This window comes from Actinocrinis sp. (assembly GCF_035605935.1).
GTDB lineage: Bacteria > Actinomycetota > Actinomycetes > Streptomycetales > Catenulisporaceae > Actinocrinis.
This window is the reverse complement of sequence record NZ_DATNGK010000153.1, coordinates 45,696-61,484: the sequence shown is the minus strand read 5'-3', so window position 1 is coordinate 61,484 and position 15,789 is coordinate 45,696. Positions and strand designations below refer to the sequence as shown.

General features: G+C 69.3%; 13 protein-coding genes. 9 read left to right on the top strand and 4 right to left on the bottom strand.

The genetic code is table 11. The annotated features are described in order from the left end of the window. Positions 1–305 precede the first annotated feature (305 nt). Complete coding sequence (sepH, locus tag VN779_RS13170; protein ID WP_325722952.1) at positions 306–1,355, top strand: septation protein SepH; 1,050 nt, start codon at positions 306–308, stop codon at positions 1,353–1,355. Positions 1,356–1,588: 233 nt separating this feature from the next. On the opposite strand, the gene efeB is transcribed toward sepH, so the two are convergent. Together efeB and efeU are read right to left on the bottom strand one after the other, a co-directional pair. Beyond that, positions 1,589–2,938, bottom strand: a complete 1,350-nt coding sequence (gene efeB, locus VN779_RS13165) for an iron uptake transporter deferrochelatase/peroxidase subunit (protein ID WP_325722950.1) — start codon at positions 2,936–2,938, stop codon at positions 1,589–1,591. A gap of 58 nt (positions 2,939–2,996) precedes the next feature. Further along, positions 2,997–5,165 carry an iron uptake transporter permease EfeU gene (efeU, locus tag VN779_RS13160; protein WP_325722948.1) on the bottom strand — a complete coding sequence of 723 codons (2,169 nt, stop codon included), beginning with the start codon at positions 5,163–5,165 and terminating at the stop codon, positions 2,997–2,999. Between the two features lie 545 nt (positions 5,166–5,710). Here efeU and VN779_RS13155 point away from each other — a divergent pair. The 5 genes from VN779_RS13155 to VN779_RS13135 all read left to right on the top strand — a co-directional run bounded on the left by VN779_RS13155 (position 5,711) and on the right by VN779_RS13135 (position 11,072). Beyond that, the gene (locus VN779_RS13155) at positions 5,711–6,868 is read left to right on the top strand and encodes a S8/S53 family peptidase (protein ID WP_325722946.1); all 1,158 of its coding nucleotides are present in this window, start codon (positions 5,711–5,713) and stop codon (positions 6,866–6,868) included. A gap of 62 nt (positions 6,869–6,930) precedes the next feature. Continuing rightward, on the top strand, positions 6,931–7,476 hold the full coding sequence (locus VN779_RS13150) for an RNA polymerase sigma factor (RefSeq protein ID WP_325722945.1): 546 nt from the start codon (positions 6,931–6,933) through the stop codon (positions 7,474–7,476). A gap of 66 nt (positions 7,477–7,542) precedes the next feature. Next, positions 7,543–8,022 carry a hypothetical protein gene (locus VN779_RS13145; protein ID WP_325722943.1) on the top strand — a complete coding sequence of 160 codons (480 nt, stop codon included), beginning with the start codon at positions 7,543–7,545 and terminating at the stop codon, positions 8,020–8,022. 12 nt (positions 8,023–8,034) lie between these two features. Continuing rightward, the gene (locus VN779_RS13140) at positions 8,035–10,809 is read left to right on the top strand and encodes a CHAT domain-containing protein (RefSeq protein ID WP_325722941.1); all 2,775 of its coding nucleotides are present in this window, start codon (positions 8,035–8,037) and stop codon (positions 10,807–10,809) included. Between the two features lie 77 nt (positions 10,810–10,886). Continuing rightward, positions 10,887–11,072, top strand: coding sequence for a CsbD family protein (locus tag VN779_RS13135; RefSeq protein WP_325722938.1), 186 nt, complete (start codon positions 10,887–10,889; stop codon positions 11,070–11,072). Between the two features lie 125 nt (positions 11,073–11,197). Here the strand turns inward: VN779_RS13135 and VN779_RS13130 are convergent, their stop codons facing one another. Beyond that, positions 11,198–11,836, bottom strand: coding sequence for a M48 family metallopeptidase (locus tag VN779_RS13130; RefSeq protein ID WP_325722935.1), 639 nt, complete (start codon positions 11,834–11,836; stop codon positions 11,198–11,200). Between the two features lie 629 nt (positions 11,837–12,465). Here VN779_RS13130 and VN779_RS13125 point away from each other — a divergent pair. The 3 genes from VN779_RS13125 (at position 12,466) to VN779_RS13115 (ending at position 15,239) form a co-directional block, all read left to right on the top strand. Beyond that, positions 12,466–12,624 (top strand): DUF5679 domain-containing protein, encoded by a 159-nt coding sequence (locus tag VN779_RS13125; RefSeq protein ID WP_324841199.1) that lies wholly within the window; start codon positions 12,466–12,468, stop codon positions 12,622–12,624. A 141-nt stretch (positions 12,625–12,765) separates the two neighbouring features. Next, positions 12,766–13,887, top strand: coding sequence for a ThiF family adenylyltransferase (locus VN779_RS13120; RefSeq protein WP_325722933.1), 1,122 nt, complete (start codon positions 12,766–12,768; stop codon positions 13,885–13,887). After that, a complete protein-coding gene (locus tag VN779_RS13115; protein WP_325722931.1) occupies positions 13,884–15,239 on the top strand; it encodes an AarF/ABC1/UbiB kinase family protein in 1,356 nt (451 codons plus the stop codon). Before VN779_RS13120 ends, VN779_RS13115 begins: the two co-directional genes overlap by 4 nt. Positions 15,240–15,282: 43 nt before the next feature. Here VN779_RS13115 and VN779_RS13110 read toward each other — a convergent pair whose 3' ends face one another. Beyond that, on the bottom strand, positions 15,283–15,783 hold the full coding sequence (locus VN779_RS13110) for an FBP domain-containing protein (protein ID WP_325722929.1): 501 nt from the start codon (positions 15,781–15,783) through the stop codon (positions 15,283–15,285). Positions 15,784–15,789: the final 6 nt, after the last annotated feature.

The following is a 15,789-nucleotide window of genomic DNA, read 5'->3' as shown; positions in this document are numbered from 1 at the left end:
CTTCGTCTGGCGCCGCGTTGGGACTCCGTTCAGGCAGTGCACGCTGATACGGTGGACCGGACGAGGAGTAGCGAGAAGAAGGCCGGCGCGATGAGTTTCCGGAACCGCCGAGGGGGATAACGACAAATGACCGCGCGCATCAAGCTTCACGGGCGCGATCTTCGTCCTGTCCAAACGGCGGTCCCCCGAACGGGTAACGCGCCGCGGAGCGTGTTGCGCCGAACGGGCGTGGCATCTTCCCGAACCACCGATGTGCGCGCCACACTCGTTACTACGTCCAGCAGCGGCACCACCCAGGAGGTCTCATGACCGAACTGCGCGTGATGGCGGTCTCCGGCGACGGCGATCGCCTGGTGCTGCGTGCCCCGGACGGCCAGGAGTTCTTCCTCGCCATCGACGACAGGCTGCGCGCCGCGGTGCGCGGCGATCGGGCCCGGCTCGGCCAGATCGAGATAGAGCTGGACGCGCAGCTGCGTCCGCGCGACATCCAGGCGCGCATCCGCGCCGGGCAGACCGCGGAGCAGGTGGCCGATCTGGCGGGCATCCCGCTTGAGCGGGTACGCCGCTACGAGGGCCCGGTGCTCGCGGAGCGGGCGTTCATGGCCGAGCGGGCGCAGAACACTCAGGTGCGCCGGGCCGGCGAGACACACGGACCGAAGCTGGGCGACGTGGTGCGCGAGCGGTTGATGCACCGCGAGCCGGACCACGACTCGGCGCAGTGGGACTCGTGGCGCCGGGACGACGGTGTCTGGACGGTTCGTCTCGCGTTCCGGATCGGCGGCCTGCCCTACGAGGCGACCTGGGCCTTCGACCCGCCGCGCCGGCTGGTCACCCCGGCCGACGACGAGGCGCGGCTGCTGTCGAGCGACGTGGCGGCGGAGAACGCGTTCCCGTTCACCCCGCGCCAGCCGAGGCTCCCGGCCGCGGCCTCGGGCGGCGAGCCGACCTCGGTGCGCCCGGCGTCCTCGGTCACCGCGCTGCCGACCTGGCAGGGTCAGCGTCCGGTGGCCGCCGCCGGCACCACCGCGGCTTCGTCTCCCGGCTCCGTCTCGAGTCCTGCGGCCTCGAGCGACTCCGTGGTCACTCCGCTTCGGCCGGTAGCGGCCGCGGCATCGGCGGCTTCCGCCACCCCGACGACCCCGGCGGCTGACGAGCCGGCGGCGCGGCAGCGGCAGACCGGGGCCGGCTCGGCGTACTCGGACGCGTTGTTCGGCCCGGTCGGCCCGCACAAGGACCGGCTCCGCGGCACGACCGACCAGCAGGCGGTCAACGACGGCGTGACCCCGGGCAAGCGAGCGACTGTGCCGTCCTGGGACGAGATCGTCTTCGGAACCCGGCGCCGCAAGAGCGAGTAACACACGCATCGCAGTAACACAGGCATTGCAGCAACACCGGCATCGCGAGACCGTGGCCCCGCTTCGGACGGATCCGAAGCGGGGCCACGGCTTTGCCACGGCGGGTCGCTCGCCGTGGCGGACTCAAGGAACTAACCGGGCGTTGGCCGTCCGAGCCTCGCCTGTATCAGTGCCTTGAGTGGCTTGTGCACCGGACGGCGGGTGCGCCGCCGATCGGTGATTTCCCGGGCCGTTCACGCGAACAGCCCCGAAGCGTAGTAGTCCGAAGCGTCCTTGACCCCCGGCAGCGCGAAGAAGTAGCCGCCGCCGGTCGGCGAGATGTAGTCCACCAGCGGCTCGTCGATCAGCCTGGTCTGCACCGCCTCGAACTGCCGCACCACGTCCTGGTTGTAGCAGGCGAACAGCAGGCCGACATCGAGGTTGCCGTTGTTGTCGATGCCCCGATCGTAGTTGTAGCCGCGGCGCAGGATCCGCTGGCGGTCGGTCTTCGCGGTGCGCGGGTTGGCCAGCCGGATGTGCGCGTCCAGCGGGATGATCTTTCCGTCCGGATCGTTGGCGTACTGCGGGATGTCGGTCTCCTTGGCGCCGGAGAGCGGGGCGCCGGTGTCCCGCCGCCGACCGAACATGTTCTCCTGCTCGGTCAGCGAGACCCGGTCCCAGAACTCCACCAGCATCCTGATGATCCGCACCACCTGGTACGAGCCGCCGTCGGCCCAGGCCGGCTCGCCGTTCGCGCCGCCGTGCGTCCAGATCAAGGCATTGGTCTCAGTGCTCGATGCTACGTCCGGGTTGGCGATCCCGTCCTTGAAACCGAGCTGGTTGCGCTGCGCTCCGGTCGGCCGGGACGGAGACTGGAAACCGTCCGCCTTCCAGCTCAGCTGAAGCCATTGGCGGGTGTGCTTGGTGATATCGCGCAGTGCGTGCATGACCGTGTCGCGGTGGTCGGCGCAGATCTGCAGCGACAGATCGCCGTGCAGCTCGGTGGAGTTCTGCATGTTGTCGTTGGGGAAGACCGGCATCTTGGCCAGCTTCGCGGGCTTACGCGCGGCCAGGCCATAGCGGCCGTCGAAGAGCGACGCCCCGACGCCGACCGTGATGGTCAGGCCGTCGGCGGGGACCTGCGGGCCGAGGGTGGCGCTGTCCGAGGGCGGGGATGCGACGCCCAGGTCGGCGGGCGTGCCGCCCTCGGTCAGGAATCGCGCCCGCTGTGTCAGGGTCTTGAAAAGTTCTTGGAGAGCGGCCCGGTCGGCGGCGACGACGTTGAAGGACACGACGGTCGCGGCCAGCTGCGGCGGGGTGAGGATGCCCGCCTGATGCGTGCCGTGGAACGGGATCGTGCGGCCGCTGCCGGTGTCCGAGGAGTCGCCGGAGGAGGACAGCGCCTGCGCGGTGCCGAAGCCGCCGGCGGTCACCGCGGCAGCGCCGACCGCGCCTACTGCCGCGCCGCGCAGGAAAGAACGGCGGCGCAGCGCGTGGTGGAAGTCGGCGCTGGTGACATCCGTGCCATTGGCTTCGGCGGTACCCGCAGCGGCCATCGCGGCGAACGGGCAGGTGCCACCGGCGGGAAGGTTCTCTTCGGTCATCTTCAGATCTCTGTCTCGCGGGCGCAGGTGCGGGTGACGGTCATGGTCATGGTCGTGATCACGCGCTGCTGCGCTCCTCAAGCAGGCCAGGCACGACGGAGAGCTGTTCGAGCAGTTCGCCCAAATCCCCGTTGATCTGCTGCCGCTGCGCCGCGGTGAGCTGGTCAAGAGCCGTCCACGAGCCGTCGGCGTGGTGCGCGGCGTTCAGATCGGCGGCGACGGTCTGAATCCAGGTGTCGATGGATTTAAGCGCCTGCGGGTCGCGGGCCTGCATCAGCCCGACCAGCGTGCTCAGGACGATCTGCGTGCCGTGCAGGTTGGCGGAGGCGGTGGCCAGCGCGGTGCCGCTGCCGTAGTCGGAGATCCCGGTGAGCTGGAACTGGAGGGTATTCTCTAGGATCTCGTGGGTGCGCAGCGGCAGGTCGTTCGGATCAGTGGTCTGGTTCGGGAACGCCTTGATCAGCCCTTGCACATCGGCGACCAGCTGATCGCCGAGCGGCTTGAGGACGGCGGCGTTCTGGCCGTGCCAGAGTCCGTATTCGATCCGGTGGAATCCGGTCCACGACGAGTCGTTCACGCCGCCCTGGAGCCCGGTCGCGCGTCCGTCGATCTTCGTGTCGAAGTCTTCGAAGGTGCCGTACGCGGCGCCCAGGCCCTCGTAGTCGAGGTGCGCGGTGAGCCAGTCCGTCTTGGCCGCGGCGAGGTCGGGGGCGGCAAGATCGGCGGCCAGGCGCTGGCTGTCGGCGAGCAGCACCGGCAGGTTCTGCTGCACGTAGGCGCGATAGTCGGCGACAGGCTGTTGCAGATCCTGGTCGGTCACTGGGGCGAAGCCGGTGTTCGCGTCCGAAGAGCCGCCGCTGACCAAGTAAGTCTTCGAACTGAGCGCGGTACCGTCGGTGAACGCGCAGCGGAAGGCGTATGAGCCGCCGGAAAGCGTCACGGTCAGCGGGCGCGTGGTGCCGGGAGCCAGATTCTCGATCTCGGCGAACACCGCGTTGCTGCTCGGGTCGATCAGGAAGACCTCGGCGGTGTTGTGGCCGTTGTTGGTCAGGCTGAAGCTCTGCGCGCCCGCCTGGGGATTCGTCCAGCCGGTGCCGCAACTGGACTCGCTCAGGGCGATCTCGTTCGATGCCGCACTGCTCTTTCCGGGGCCGAGCACGCAGATCACGGCCACGGCGGCCACCGCGGGCACGGCGAAGATCGAGGTGCCCACCGCCCAGCGCGGTACCCGCCGTGCGGCCTCGCGCTCCTGCTTCGCTTCCCGCTTAGCCGCAATGCGCGCGGCGAGCGCCTGTTCGTCCGCGACGCGCGCCGCGGCGCGCCGTTGTGCTCTCGTGAGCGGGATCGCGGATTCGGTCTGCGCCGACGTGCTCGCTGTCGCCGCCCCAGCCGTCGCGGTGCCTGTTGAAGCTGCCGTCGCGGAGCGGATACCGCGCACGAAAAGGTACATGGTCAACGGCAGGTACAGCAGATAGCCGATGACCTGCAGCCAGGTCATCGCGGGCGTGAGGTTGAGCGTTCCGGCGATCAGCGTCGCATACCAGGAGCCTGAGTCGATCGAGCTGAGGTTGAACGCGTATGCGCTCTGGCCCGGAATCAGGCCGCCTTCCTGCAGATCGCCGAGGCCGTAAGCCAGTACACCCGCCGCGATGACGATCAGCACGACTCCGGTGGCCGAGAAGAACTTGGTCAGGTTGATCTTCAGCACCCTGCGGTACAGACCCCAGCACGCGGCCACCGCCAGCGCGATGCCGATCCCCGCGCCGATCATCGGCCCCTGCGACTCGCCGGCTGACTTGGCCGTGGTCCACAGGAACAGCGAGGTCTCCAGGCCCTCCCGCGCGACCGCGATGAACGAAGTGACCACAAGAACCCCGGCGCTGTGCCCCAACGCCTCGGTGACGCGCGCCTTTAGATCACCGGACAGACTGCGCGCCGACTTGCGCATCCAGAACACCATCGTGGTGACGAAAGCGACGGCGATCAGCGAGAGCACCCCGCCGAAGACATCCTGTCCCCCGGCCGGCAGGTCCGCAGCGGTGAAGGTCAGCACCGCGGCGAAGGACAGGCTCAGCGCCACCGCGGCGCCCACGCCGGCCCACACCGCGCCGAGCCGGGCCCGTTGGCCGGCCCGCACCAGCGTCGCGACCAGGATCGAGACGATGAGCCCAGCCTCCAGCCCTTCGCGCAGGCCGATCAGGAAGCTGGGGAACGCGTCATTCCACATGGAGGGCAGATCCTTGGTCGTCGGTCAGGTCGAGAGTCGTCAGGCGGTGGATTGTCACAGCGCGGCCGGCTGACCGGCACGACCGCAGGTCTAGTTAGGCAAGCCTAACCATACCTGCATGCTCGGCAGCGCGCGCAAGGGGTCCCCGATGAACGGCCGGGGTGAGCTCGATGACATTTGGACCACCAGTCACCCTCTGAGCAGGTGAAATGGAAATCCGAAAAAAAGTTGAGCCGGGTGTATCAGGAACCCCTCCCCCGCGCTCTTGTTATTGACCGTTCCGGGAAGGGGAGAGCCCGGCGAAGGTCAGTGTGGGGTGGATGCTGGGGGACCGTCCCGATGCCCGTGGGGGGAAAGACACGACGGGCATCGGGACGGCTGCGCGGGGCGCGCCCTTTCAGTCAGGACGTCACGGGGGTACGTCCTGGCCACCTGGCGCGTCCCGCTCAGCCACGGCAACGGGATCCGCGAACCGCGCCGTAGAACGGGGCAGACGTGCTAAGCCTCGGGCCTAGCGCAAGACTGCCTAATGGAGGGAAACACCCATGAGCCTGAACCACGAAGCCCGTATGGAGCGCCTGCTCGCCCGTCACCGCGACGCCGTGCTGAGCGAAGGCCCGAACGGGACAACTGCGCTGCACCGCAAGGACCAGATCCTTGTCGCGACCCGGCACGCCGACCGCGCGCACCAGGCCGTCGAGCGCTACACCGAGCGCCGCGACGACCTGCTGGAGGTCGGCGTCACCCGATTGCATCTGCGTCCCGACGCCGGCGTCCATCCGATGGAGCTGATCGGCCAGCTGCGCACGCACAGCGACGGTCCGATGGCCGTTTCGCTCAACCATTTGCTGCGCGGCGAGCCGGACTACACCGGCGGGCCATTCGACCTGCCCAAAGCCTGCGCCCCGATGCCTAAGCCAGTACCGGTGGACACCTCCGCGCGCCGCGTCTTCGCCGGCGTGATCGACACCGGCATCGTGAGCCATCCATGGTTCGCGGATAGCGACTGGTTCGCCCAGGTAAGCCCGGACCAGCTGGACCCGATCCCGGCCGAGGTCGACTACGAGCTGGAGACCCAGACGGGACACGGCACGTTCGTAGCCGGAACGCTGCTGCGCCAGGCGCCCACCGCCTTCCTCATGATCGAGCGGGCACTGGGCGATGACGGCGTGGGCGACGAGCTTGAGGTCCTGCGGTCGCTCTCCCGGTTGCGCAGCCGCCTTTCCCGGTCGGGCGAAATCCTCGACGTGCTCAACCTCTCGCTCGGGGGCTACACCTTCGACGACGAGCCTTCGCCGCTGCTCGCCGAGTCGCTCGCCCGCTTCGGCAAGCAGACCGTGATCGTGGTGGCCGCGGGCAACAGCGGCTCGAACCGCCCGTTCTGGCCCGCCACGCTCAAGAGCTGTGTCGCGGTCGGCGCGCTGGAGTCGGACGGCACTCGCAGGGCCGAGTTCTCCAACCACGGCTGGTGGGTGGACGCCTGCTCGGTCGGCGCCAATGTGTGCGGCCCGTTCATCGACGACGGCCACCAGTTCTTCGGTTTCGCCCAGTGGTCGGGTACCTCGTTCGCCGCGCCGCGGGTCGCCGGGGCGATCGCCGGGTTCGCCGCGTCCAAGCACCTCAGCGCGATCGAGGCGGCCGAGACGCTGCTTGACACCGCCAGCCGCCAGTGCCACCCGGACTTCGGCGTAGTGGTCGAGTGACCACTTGGATCGATACCCTTTCCCGCGCTGTCGCTCAGGTCAGCGCGGGAAAGGGAATGGTCGTGGACGAGGACTCCAGCACGCAGGAACTGCTCACGGGAGCGGCGGACGGAGACCAGAAGGCATGGGACCTGCTCGTGAGCCGGTTCGCTCGGTTGGTCTGGTCGGTGGCGCGCGGTTTCCGGCTCTCCGACGCCGACGCCGCGGACGTGTGCCAGACCACCTGGCTGCGCCTGGTCGAGCACCTCGACGCGATCAACGATCCGACCCGGCTGGCCGGCTGGCTGGCCACTACGGCCCGGCGCGAGTCGATCGGCGTACTGCGCCGGCGCGACCGCGAGGTGCCGATCTACGACGGCCCCGATGAAGAAGACGAGGACGACGAACAGGACCCGGAACGGCGCACCATCGAGCAGGACGAGCACCGCGAGTTATGGGACGCCTTTGCCGGGCTTTCAGAGCGTTGCCGGAGCCTGTTGCGGGTACTCGCGGTCTCGCCGCTGGAGAGTTACGCACAGGTCGCCGCCGCGTTGAGCATTCCTGTGGGATCGATCGGTCCAACGAGGGCACGCTGCCTCGATCGGTTACGCGCACGTTTGGCGACGTAAGGCACAGCGCGTCGTCGCTCAGCACAACGCCACGCAACGTCCATCCGAGTCGGGGGAGCAGGAGATATGGAAAGCAACCGATCAGTAGGTGAGAGCGTTGACGACGCGAAGCTGCTTAGACGCGTCGGTGCGATGTTCGATCACCTCGACCCGGTGCCGGATGCGGTCATGGCCGCCGCGAGATCCACCTTCGCCTGGCGGGACATGGATTCCCAACTGGCCCAGCTCATCGACGACGCACAGCTCGTGGGCTCGGCGACACGCGCCCACGGTGAACACCGGCTGCTGACCTTCGAAGCGCCGGGAATGACGGTCGCGATCGAGGCCACCGAAGTCGGCGGCGCGCGCAAACTCATCGGCCAGCTGGTGCCCTCGGGCCCGAACCATGTCGACCTGGAATCGGCCGCGCAGACCGGGCAGTCGCTGACCGCACCCGTCGACCATCTCGGGCGCTTCTCGCTGAGCGCGGTGCCGGCCGGATTGCTGCGGCTTCGTTGCACGATGCCGGACGGCACTCAGGTAGTGACCGAATGGGTCGACGCCTGAGAAGCTGAGTCGGTGAGCACAGCTGCCGAGACTCCACGCGATGACGAGCGTCGGCTCGCCGAGGCGCTCACCCTTGTCGAGGACGCGCAGCGCGACCCTCGCGCGGCCTGCGAGCGGGCCGCCGTATTGCTTGGCGCAAGCCGCAGAGACGAAGTGGCCTGTGTCGTGTACCGGGCACTCGGGCTGGCCAGGCGGCAGCTCGGAGACTTGCCCGCTGCCAGGGCGGCGCTGCGCACCGCGGTGAGACTCGGGGACCGGGCCGGCTTCCCGCTGCGCGCCGCACAGGCGCGCACCTCCTTGGTCGTGATCCACGCCGACCGCGGCAACACTCAGGCCGCGCTGGCCGAAGCCGCACTGGCCGAGGCGACGCTGTCGAACCTGCCTGACGGCGCCCTGGATCTCGCGAGACTACGCGTTAACGTCGGCTTGGTACTGCAGCGAATAGGCCGGACCGCGGATGCGCTCGCAAGCTACAGCGCGGCGCAGCAGACCTTGCAGGAGCATCGAGACGCGCGCTGGGAAGGGCTGCTGCTGAGTCTGCGCGGGACGCTGTTGGCTTATCGCGGCGATCACGAGTCGGCTCGGCGGGATCTTCATCGTGCGGTGGAACTCGGCCGCGACAACGGTTACGAGGTGGTCCACCAGAGCGCGCAGCACAATCTGGGCTTCGCCGCGCTGCGCGCCGGCGACCTGCCCGAAGCGCTGCGCCAGCTGGATCGGGCCAGAGAACTCGCGCAGCAGATCGGCAGAAGGACCGAGTCGGTGCTGGCCGACCGGGCCGACGCGCTGCTGGAGGCCGGACTCGTCGAAGAGGCACGGAAGTGTGCGGAGCAGGCGGCTGATGGGCATGAGCGGGCCGGTTTCGCGTTCAACGCCGCCGAGGCGCGGTTACTGGCCGCTGATGCCGCGCTGGCTGCGGGCGACCCCTCAGCGGCCATCGAGTGCGCACGCGCGGCCCGGGTGGCATTCACCAGGCAGCGACGGCCTAACTGGGCGGCCTGGGCGTCGCACATAGAGCTCGCGGCCCGGTTCACAGCCGGCGAGCGCAGTGTGCGCATCCTGCGCGACCTGGTACGTAACTCGGAGCAGCTGGAACAGGCCGGCTGGCTGATCACTCCGCAGGAAAGCAAGCTATTCGCGGCGCGGATGGCGTTGGCGCTCGGGCGGCACGACGAGGCGACCGAACTGTTCACCCAGGTCGCGACGGCACGCAGGGGCGGTCCTGCGCGGTTGCGGATCGTCGGCTGGGAGGCACAGGCCGCGCTGAGTGAGGCCCGCGGGAATGTCGCGGAAGCTGGTCGAGCCGTGGACCAGGGGCTGCGGGTCGCGGCCGACTACGCGGGGACGCTCGGCGCGACCGACCTGCGGGCCGGCGCCGCGATGATGGGCGCGGACCTGGCCAAAACAGGACTGCGGCTGGCACTGACTGGCGGTTCGGCGCGGCAGGTGCTGCTGCGAGCCGAGCAGTGGCGGGCCGCGGCCTTGCGCCGGCGGCCGGTGCGGCCTCCAGACGACGCGGCGTTCGCGGCACGGCTCGGTCGCCTGCGCGCAGTGGTCGCGCAGATCGCCGAGGACGGTCTCGCCGGAAAGAATGTGCGCGGCCTCCAAGCCGAGCGAGTGCGGTTGGAACAGGACGTCAAAGAGCTGGCCAGGCACGCGCCCGGCAGTGCTCAAGAGCCGGAGCCGCGGCTCGACTTGGCCGCGCTCAGCGCCGGTCTCGGCGAGCGCGCGCTGGTGGAGTACGTCCGGGTCGATGACGCACTGCACGCGGTGAGCCTCGTGGACGGAGTGGCTCGGCATCACGCGCTCGGCTCGTACAAGGCGGTGCTCTCCGAGGTCGACTCGCTGCGCTTCTCGCTGGAGCGGATGGCGCGGCGTCATGGCTCCGAAGCTCTGCAACAGGCTGCCTTGGCCGCCTACGACTACGCCCGCGGCGAGCTGGACAACGCGCTGGTGCGACCGCTGGCCAAGCGGCTCGGGGATCGGCCACTGGTGCTGGTGCCGACCGGCTCGCTGCACGCGCTGGCCTGGTCCGTGCTGCCATCGCTGACGGGCCGCCAGGTGACGGTGTCTCCGTCGGCGCGCTCGTGGCTGACGGCCGTCAATGCTCAGGCCGAGGACGAGCTGGCGAAGCCTCGAACACCTAGAGACGTCGGCGACGACGCCGTGCGGAGACGTTCTGCGCGCGCTCCTGACGAGCAGGCGGCACGTGATGCGCATGCGCTGAGGACCGCGGCTCAGCAGGATCGCTTGGCCGAGCAGGTGGTGCTCGCTTACGGCCCTGGTCTGCCGCACGCCGAGGCCGAGATCGGCGACCTGGCGCACCGGTATCCGCTCGCCAAGCCGCTGGTCGGCGCGGACGCCACGGCGCAAGCGGTCGCTGAAGCGCTGGACGGCGCGCAACTGGCCCACATCGCGGCGCACGGCCGGTTCCGATCGGATAATCCGCTCTTCTCCAGCCTGGAGTTGGCGGACGGACCGCTTACCGTCTACGACTTGGAAGGCATCCGGCAGGCCCCGGCCACGCTGGTGCTCTCGGCCTGTGACGCGGCGCTATCCGGCATCCGGCCGGGTGATGAGCTGATGGGCGTGGCCAGCGCCGTGTTCGCGCTCGGCACCCGCACGTTGATCGCGTCGGTCGCGCCAGTCGGGGACGAAGAGACGCGCGAGCTGATGAACGTGTTCCATGGCGCACTTGCCGAGCGGTTCCCTCCGGCGCTGGCACTGGTCAAGGCGCAGCGGGCGGTTCCGGACGCGCGCGGCTTCGTCTGCTTCGGGGCCGGCTGACGCGAGACCGAATGCTTGGGCCGATCCCGGTTACCCGGTTGCTCGACTGAAGTCGAGCAAGAAGGGACGGACCGGAGATGACCGCCGACGACATGGCTGACAAGGCCGGCCACCAGGCGCAGAAGGTCAAGGGCAAGGTCAAGGAGAAGGTCGGCCGGGCCGCAGGAGACCGCAGCACCGAACTCGAAGGCAAGAAGGACAAGACCGCGGGTTCGCTGAAGAAGGCTGGCGACAACGTGAAGGACGCGGCGAAGGGTCGCTAAGGCTGAGGCATTGCGTGCGCCCGATCGCCGCGGGCACAAGCGGCCTAGCAACTTGGCTACCTGGCCTGTAGTTCACCGTGGGGCGGGTCCGACCGGTTCTTCACCGTCGGACCCGCCCCACGTGGCTAGTCTTCGACTTCCTCTGACGCCGAGTTCTTCGCGTCGTCGTCTTGATCGTCACTGTCTGAGTCGTCACTGTCCTGGTCGTCGCCGTCTCGGTCGGCCGACCCGTCCGAGCGGGCATAGCCCTCGAGGTAGCCGCGGGCGCGTTCGGTGCGGGGATACGCGTCCAGCAGCGCCCAGAACTTAGCGCCGTGGTTGGGGACCAGCAGATGCGCCAGTTCATGCAGCAGCACGTAGTCCAGGACGTATTCCGGCAGGCCACGGACGCGATCCGAGATCCGGATGGTGCCGTCGACCGGAGTACAGGAGCCCCAGCGGGCGGCCTGGTTGCTCACCCAGCGCACCGAGACCGGCCGGGCGCGACCGGCGAGGTACTGCGCAGACAGCGCCATCGCGCGGCGGGCAAGTTCCGGCTCATTCAGTGCGCTACGCCGCTCCCGGCGTTCGAGCCGGTCGAGCATCGCTCGAACCCAGCGCTCCTCCTCCCCGGCGGACATCTGCGCCGGGATCAGCACGACCGTTCGGTCACCTTCGCGATACGCGGAGACGGTACGGCGGCGGCGCGGCGAACGGCGCACTTCGACGGCCGGGTCGGCGGCGCCGGACCCGGCGGCCGGCCGGTCGGTGTGGTCCGCTGCCATGTCCACCAAATTAGCGGCTGAACGCCTTTTCGGCCCGTCCCGGCGGGCCCAGCGGACCGAAAACTTGTCCACAGCCCGTCGGAGACCGGGTTTTCGTCAATTCCACAAGATTTTTTGCCGCTGCTGGTCAGCGGGGGTGCGACAACCAGATCCACAGGTTTGTCCACAGGGAGACCGAGGATGTCCACAAAGGCGCGCCGGACTGTCCCCAGGTTGTCCCCAGGGTTATCCACAGCCGTCCGTGGGATCCGATTGACGGTCGGCCCCGCCAGCCCGTAGCGTCGCTCTCTGGATGCGGGGCTCTCGGAAAACAGCTCCCGCCGCGGCGGCGTAAAGCCCCGGTCGGTGGAGCGTGCGCCTGGGGGCCCCGCGGCGTGTTCTCTGCCGGATTCCGGTCGCGCGGGTGATCAATCCCCGCTGCACAATCCCGCTGCAAAACCCCATCGCGGTGTGACTAATCACCCTCAGGTGGGTACCACTTAGCGCTCCAGCCGCTCGCATGGGCCACGATGCGTGTGCGGTGTGTGCTCTCGCGTAGGGTGGCCTATCGCCCGACCGCCGAGCCCGGCGGAGCAGGGCGCACGATCGCGGTCCATCGCGAAGAGTCAGGAACAACAGGAGGGCCGACCATGGCCGAGACGTACACGGGCGAGGCTTACTGCGTGAAGTGCAAGGAGAAGCGGCACTTCACCGGCGAGATCAAGATCAGCGACTCGGGGCGCAGAATGGCGCAGGGCACTTGTCCGACCTGCGGCACCAAGGTGAACCGGATTCTCGGCAAGGCGTGATCGAGCGGCTGCCGGCGCAGAGGCGCCGGACGCTTGGGCGTCCGGCGCTGCCACGGCGAAGCCGCGTTGAACATCGCAGCCGCGTTGAACAGTTCTCGATCCACAATTCACGATCCACATTCCCGGAGGGCCCTGAGCGCGATGCGACCGGTCCTCAAGCCGGCGCTGAGCCGCATCTGGCACGACGAGCGCACCCTTCAGCTCGGCCGGGGTCCGGCCACCAGCCATCGCTACCGGATGACGGCCACGGTTCGCGCCGTGATCGACGCACTGGACGGCACTCGCGACATCGAAGCCCTGCTCGCATACGCCGAACGCATCGGCGTAGCCCGCCGCGACACGCTGGAACTGCTTGACCGACTGGCCGCGGACGGCTGCCTCGACGATGCGGCCCTCGACACCTCGGCACTGGCCGCCCTCTCGCCCGGCGAACGCGCCCGCCTCGATCCCGATCTCAGCGGCCTGGGGCTGCGCCATCGGCTGCCCGGCGGAGCCGTGCGCGCCCTGGAGCGGCGGCGCGGCTTCTCGGTGGCGGTGCACGGGCTTGGCCGAGTTGGCGCACAGACGGCGCTGCGGCTGGCAGCGGCCGGGGTCGGCACCATCGTTCCGGTCGACGGTTCGGCAGTCCGGCACGAGGACACCGGACCCGGCGCTTATCGCGACGAAGACGCCGGGACCCGCCGCCAGGACGCCGTAGCCCGCGCAATCCGCCTTCTCGCTCCGTCCGCGAACACCGTGCTCGCCTCGCGGCGCACCGCGGCGGACTTGGTCATCGTCGCCCCTGGCGAGCGGCCGCCGACCGAGTTGCTGCTCGATCTGAGCCGACGTCTGGTACCGCATCTGCTCGTCGAGGTATGCGAAGACCGTGCGGTACTCGGGCCGCTCGTCGTACCGCGGCGCACGCCGTGTAGCCGCTGTCGCGATCTCGCGGTGGCCGACCGCGATCCGCTCTGGCCACGCACTCAGGCCGGACTCGCGGTGGAGGGCGCCTCCGCACGGCCGGCCTGTGACACGACCTTGTCCGCGCTCGCCGCCAGCTACACGGTGCTGCACGCGCTCGCCTATCTCGACGGGCAACTGCCGCCGAGCGTGGGGGCAGTGTGGTCCTTTGCGTTGCCATATGCGCTTCCGGAGCGGTTCACAGTTGCCGAGCACCCGGCGTGCGCCTGTGTGGCCAGCGATCTCGGCGACGATGATCTGCGTCTCTTCGAAGCGGCCGCACCGCCTTTATCCACGATCGGCCTGGCAGAATGGACCATGTGAGTGACGTGCCGCGCAACGCAGTAGCCCGTACCGCCAAGCTGGCGACGCTGCCGCTCGGCCTGGCCGGCCGGGCCACCGTGGGCTTGGGCAAGCGGCTGGGCGGGGCACCTGCTGCCGCGGTGCTCACCGAGGTGCAGCAGCGCACCGCCGAGCAGCTCTTCCGGGTGCTGGGCGAGCTCAAGGGCGGGGCGATGAAGTTCGGCCAGGCGCTCTCGGTATTCGAGGCGGCGCTGCCGGATGAGCTGGCCAGGCCTTATCGCGCGGCGCTGACGGGGCTTCAGGAGAGCGCGCCCGCCTTGCCCGCGGCCTCGGTCCACAAGTCCCTGGCCGCGGCCTTCGGGCCGCATTGGCGGGAGAAGTTCGTCTCCTTCGATGACAAGCCGGCCGCCGCCGCCTCGATCGGCCAGGTACACCGCGCGGTGTGGCAGGACGGCCGTGACGTCGCGGTGAAGATCCAGTACCCGGGTGCGGGCAAGGCGCTGCTCGGCGACCTCAACCAGCTGGCCCGAGTCTCCCGGCTGTTCAGCCTGCTGGTGCCCGGGATCGAAGTGAAGCCGCTGATCACGGAACTGCGCGCGCGGATCGCCGAGGAACTGGACTACGCGGCGGAGGCCGAGGCCCAGTCGAACTACGCGAAGGGCTACGCCGACGACCCGGACATCACGGTGCCGGACGTGGTCGAGCAGGCGGGCACGATCCTGGTCACCGAGTGGCTGCCTGGTATCCCGCTGGCCTCTGTGATCGCCTCCGGGACGCAGGCGCAACGCGACCGCGCGGGCACGCTGCTTGTCCGGTTCCTCTATTCAGGTCCGCAACGCGTCGGTTTGCTTCACGCAGACCCGCACCCGGGCAACTTCCGGCTGCTGCCGGCCGAGCCGGGCGCGGACATCGCCGATGTGGACCCCGATGACCCGCAACAGTGGCGACTCGGCGTGCTGGACTTCGGCGCGGTCAACCGGCTGCCGAACGGGATGCCCGAGGCGATCGGGGTGGCGCTGCGGGGCGCGCTGGCCGGGAATGCCGAAGAGGTGGCGCACACGTTGCGCGCGGAGGGCTTCCTCAAGCCGGGCACCGAGCTCGATCCGCAGGCAGTGCTCGACTATCTCGCCCCGCTGATCGAGCCGCTGCGCGAACCGCAGTTCTCCTTCAGCCGCGAATGGTTGCGCGAACAGGCCGCGCATCTCGCTAACGGCAAGAACCCGGCCGCTTCGCTCGGCCGCAGGCTCAACCTGCCGCCGTCGTATCTGCTCATTCACCGGGTCACTATGGGCGGCCTCGGCATCCTGTGCCAGCTCGGCGCGACCGTCCCGGTGCGGGGCGAACTGAACGCCTGGCTGCCGGGGTTCAACTAAGGGCTCGCCCTAACTGCCCGGATCCGGCTGGCTGCTCGGCTCCTTAGGGCTTGAAGACCTGGTCGAGGAACTGCTCAAGGTTCAGCATCGTGCGGGCCACCTGCTCGTCCAGCGTCATCGATTCCTCGAAGCGCGAACCGAGATCAGACATCTTCTTGCCGCGCACGTACAGCGGGCAGGCCAGGTCAGCGCAGATATACGTACCGACCGTGTTGCCCTGCCGCCCGCTGGGGCCGGCCTTCGGGGCGGCGAAGAGCGAGACGCCCGAGCCGGGATGCGCGGTCACGCAGATCGAGCAGACCGTCGTCTTCACCAGGGCCCGGCGTACACCTGTCGGCACCCGCATGGTCAAGCCGACCAGCCGGTCGCGGTACTCGGCGACCAGGTAGCCGCGATCCGGGGCCTTCGGGTCGCGCCAGCCGAGGAAGTCGAGATCCTGCCACGGCAGCCTGGGCAGACCGGCCGGCGGGTTGATCCTGGCCGCCTCCCCCTTCGAGCAGTTCACGAAGGACTCGCGCAGTTCCTTCTCGGTGACCGGGATCATGGCTCG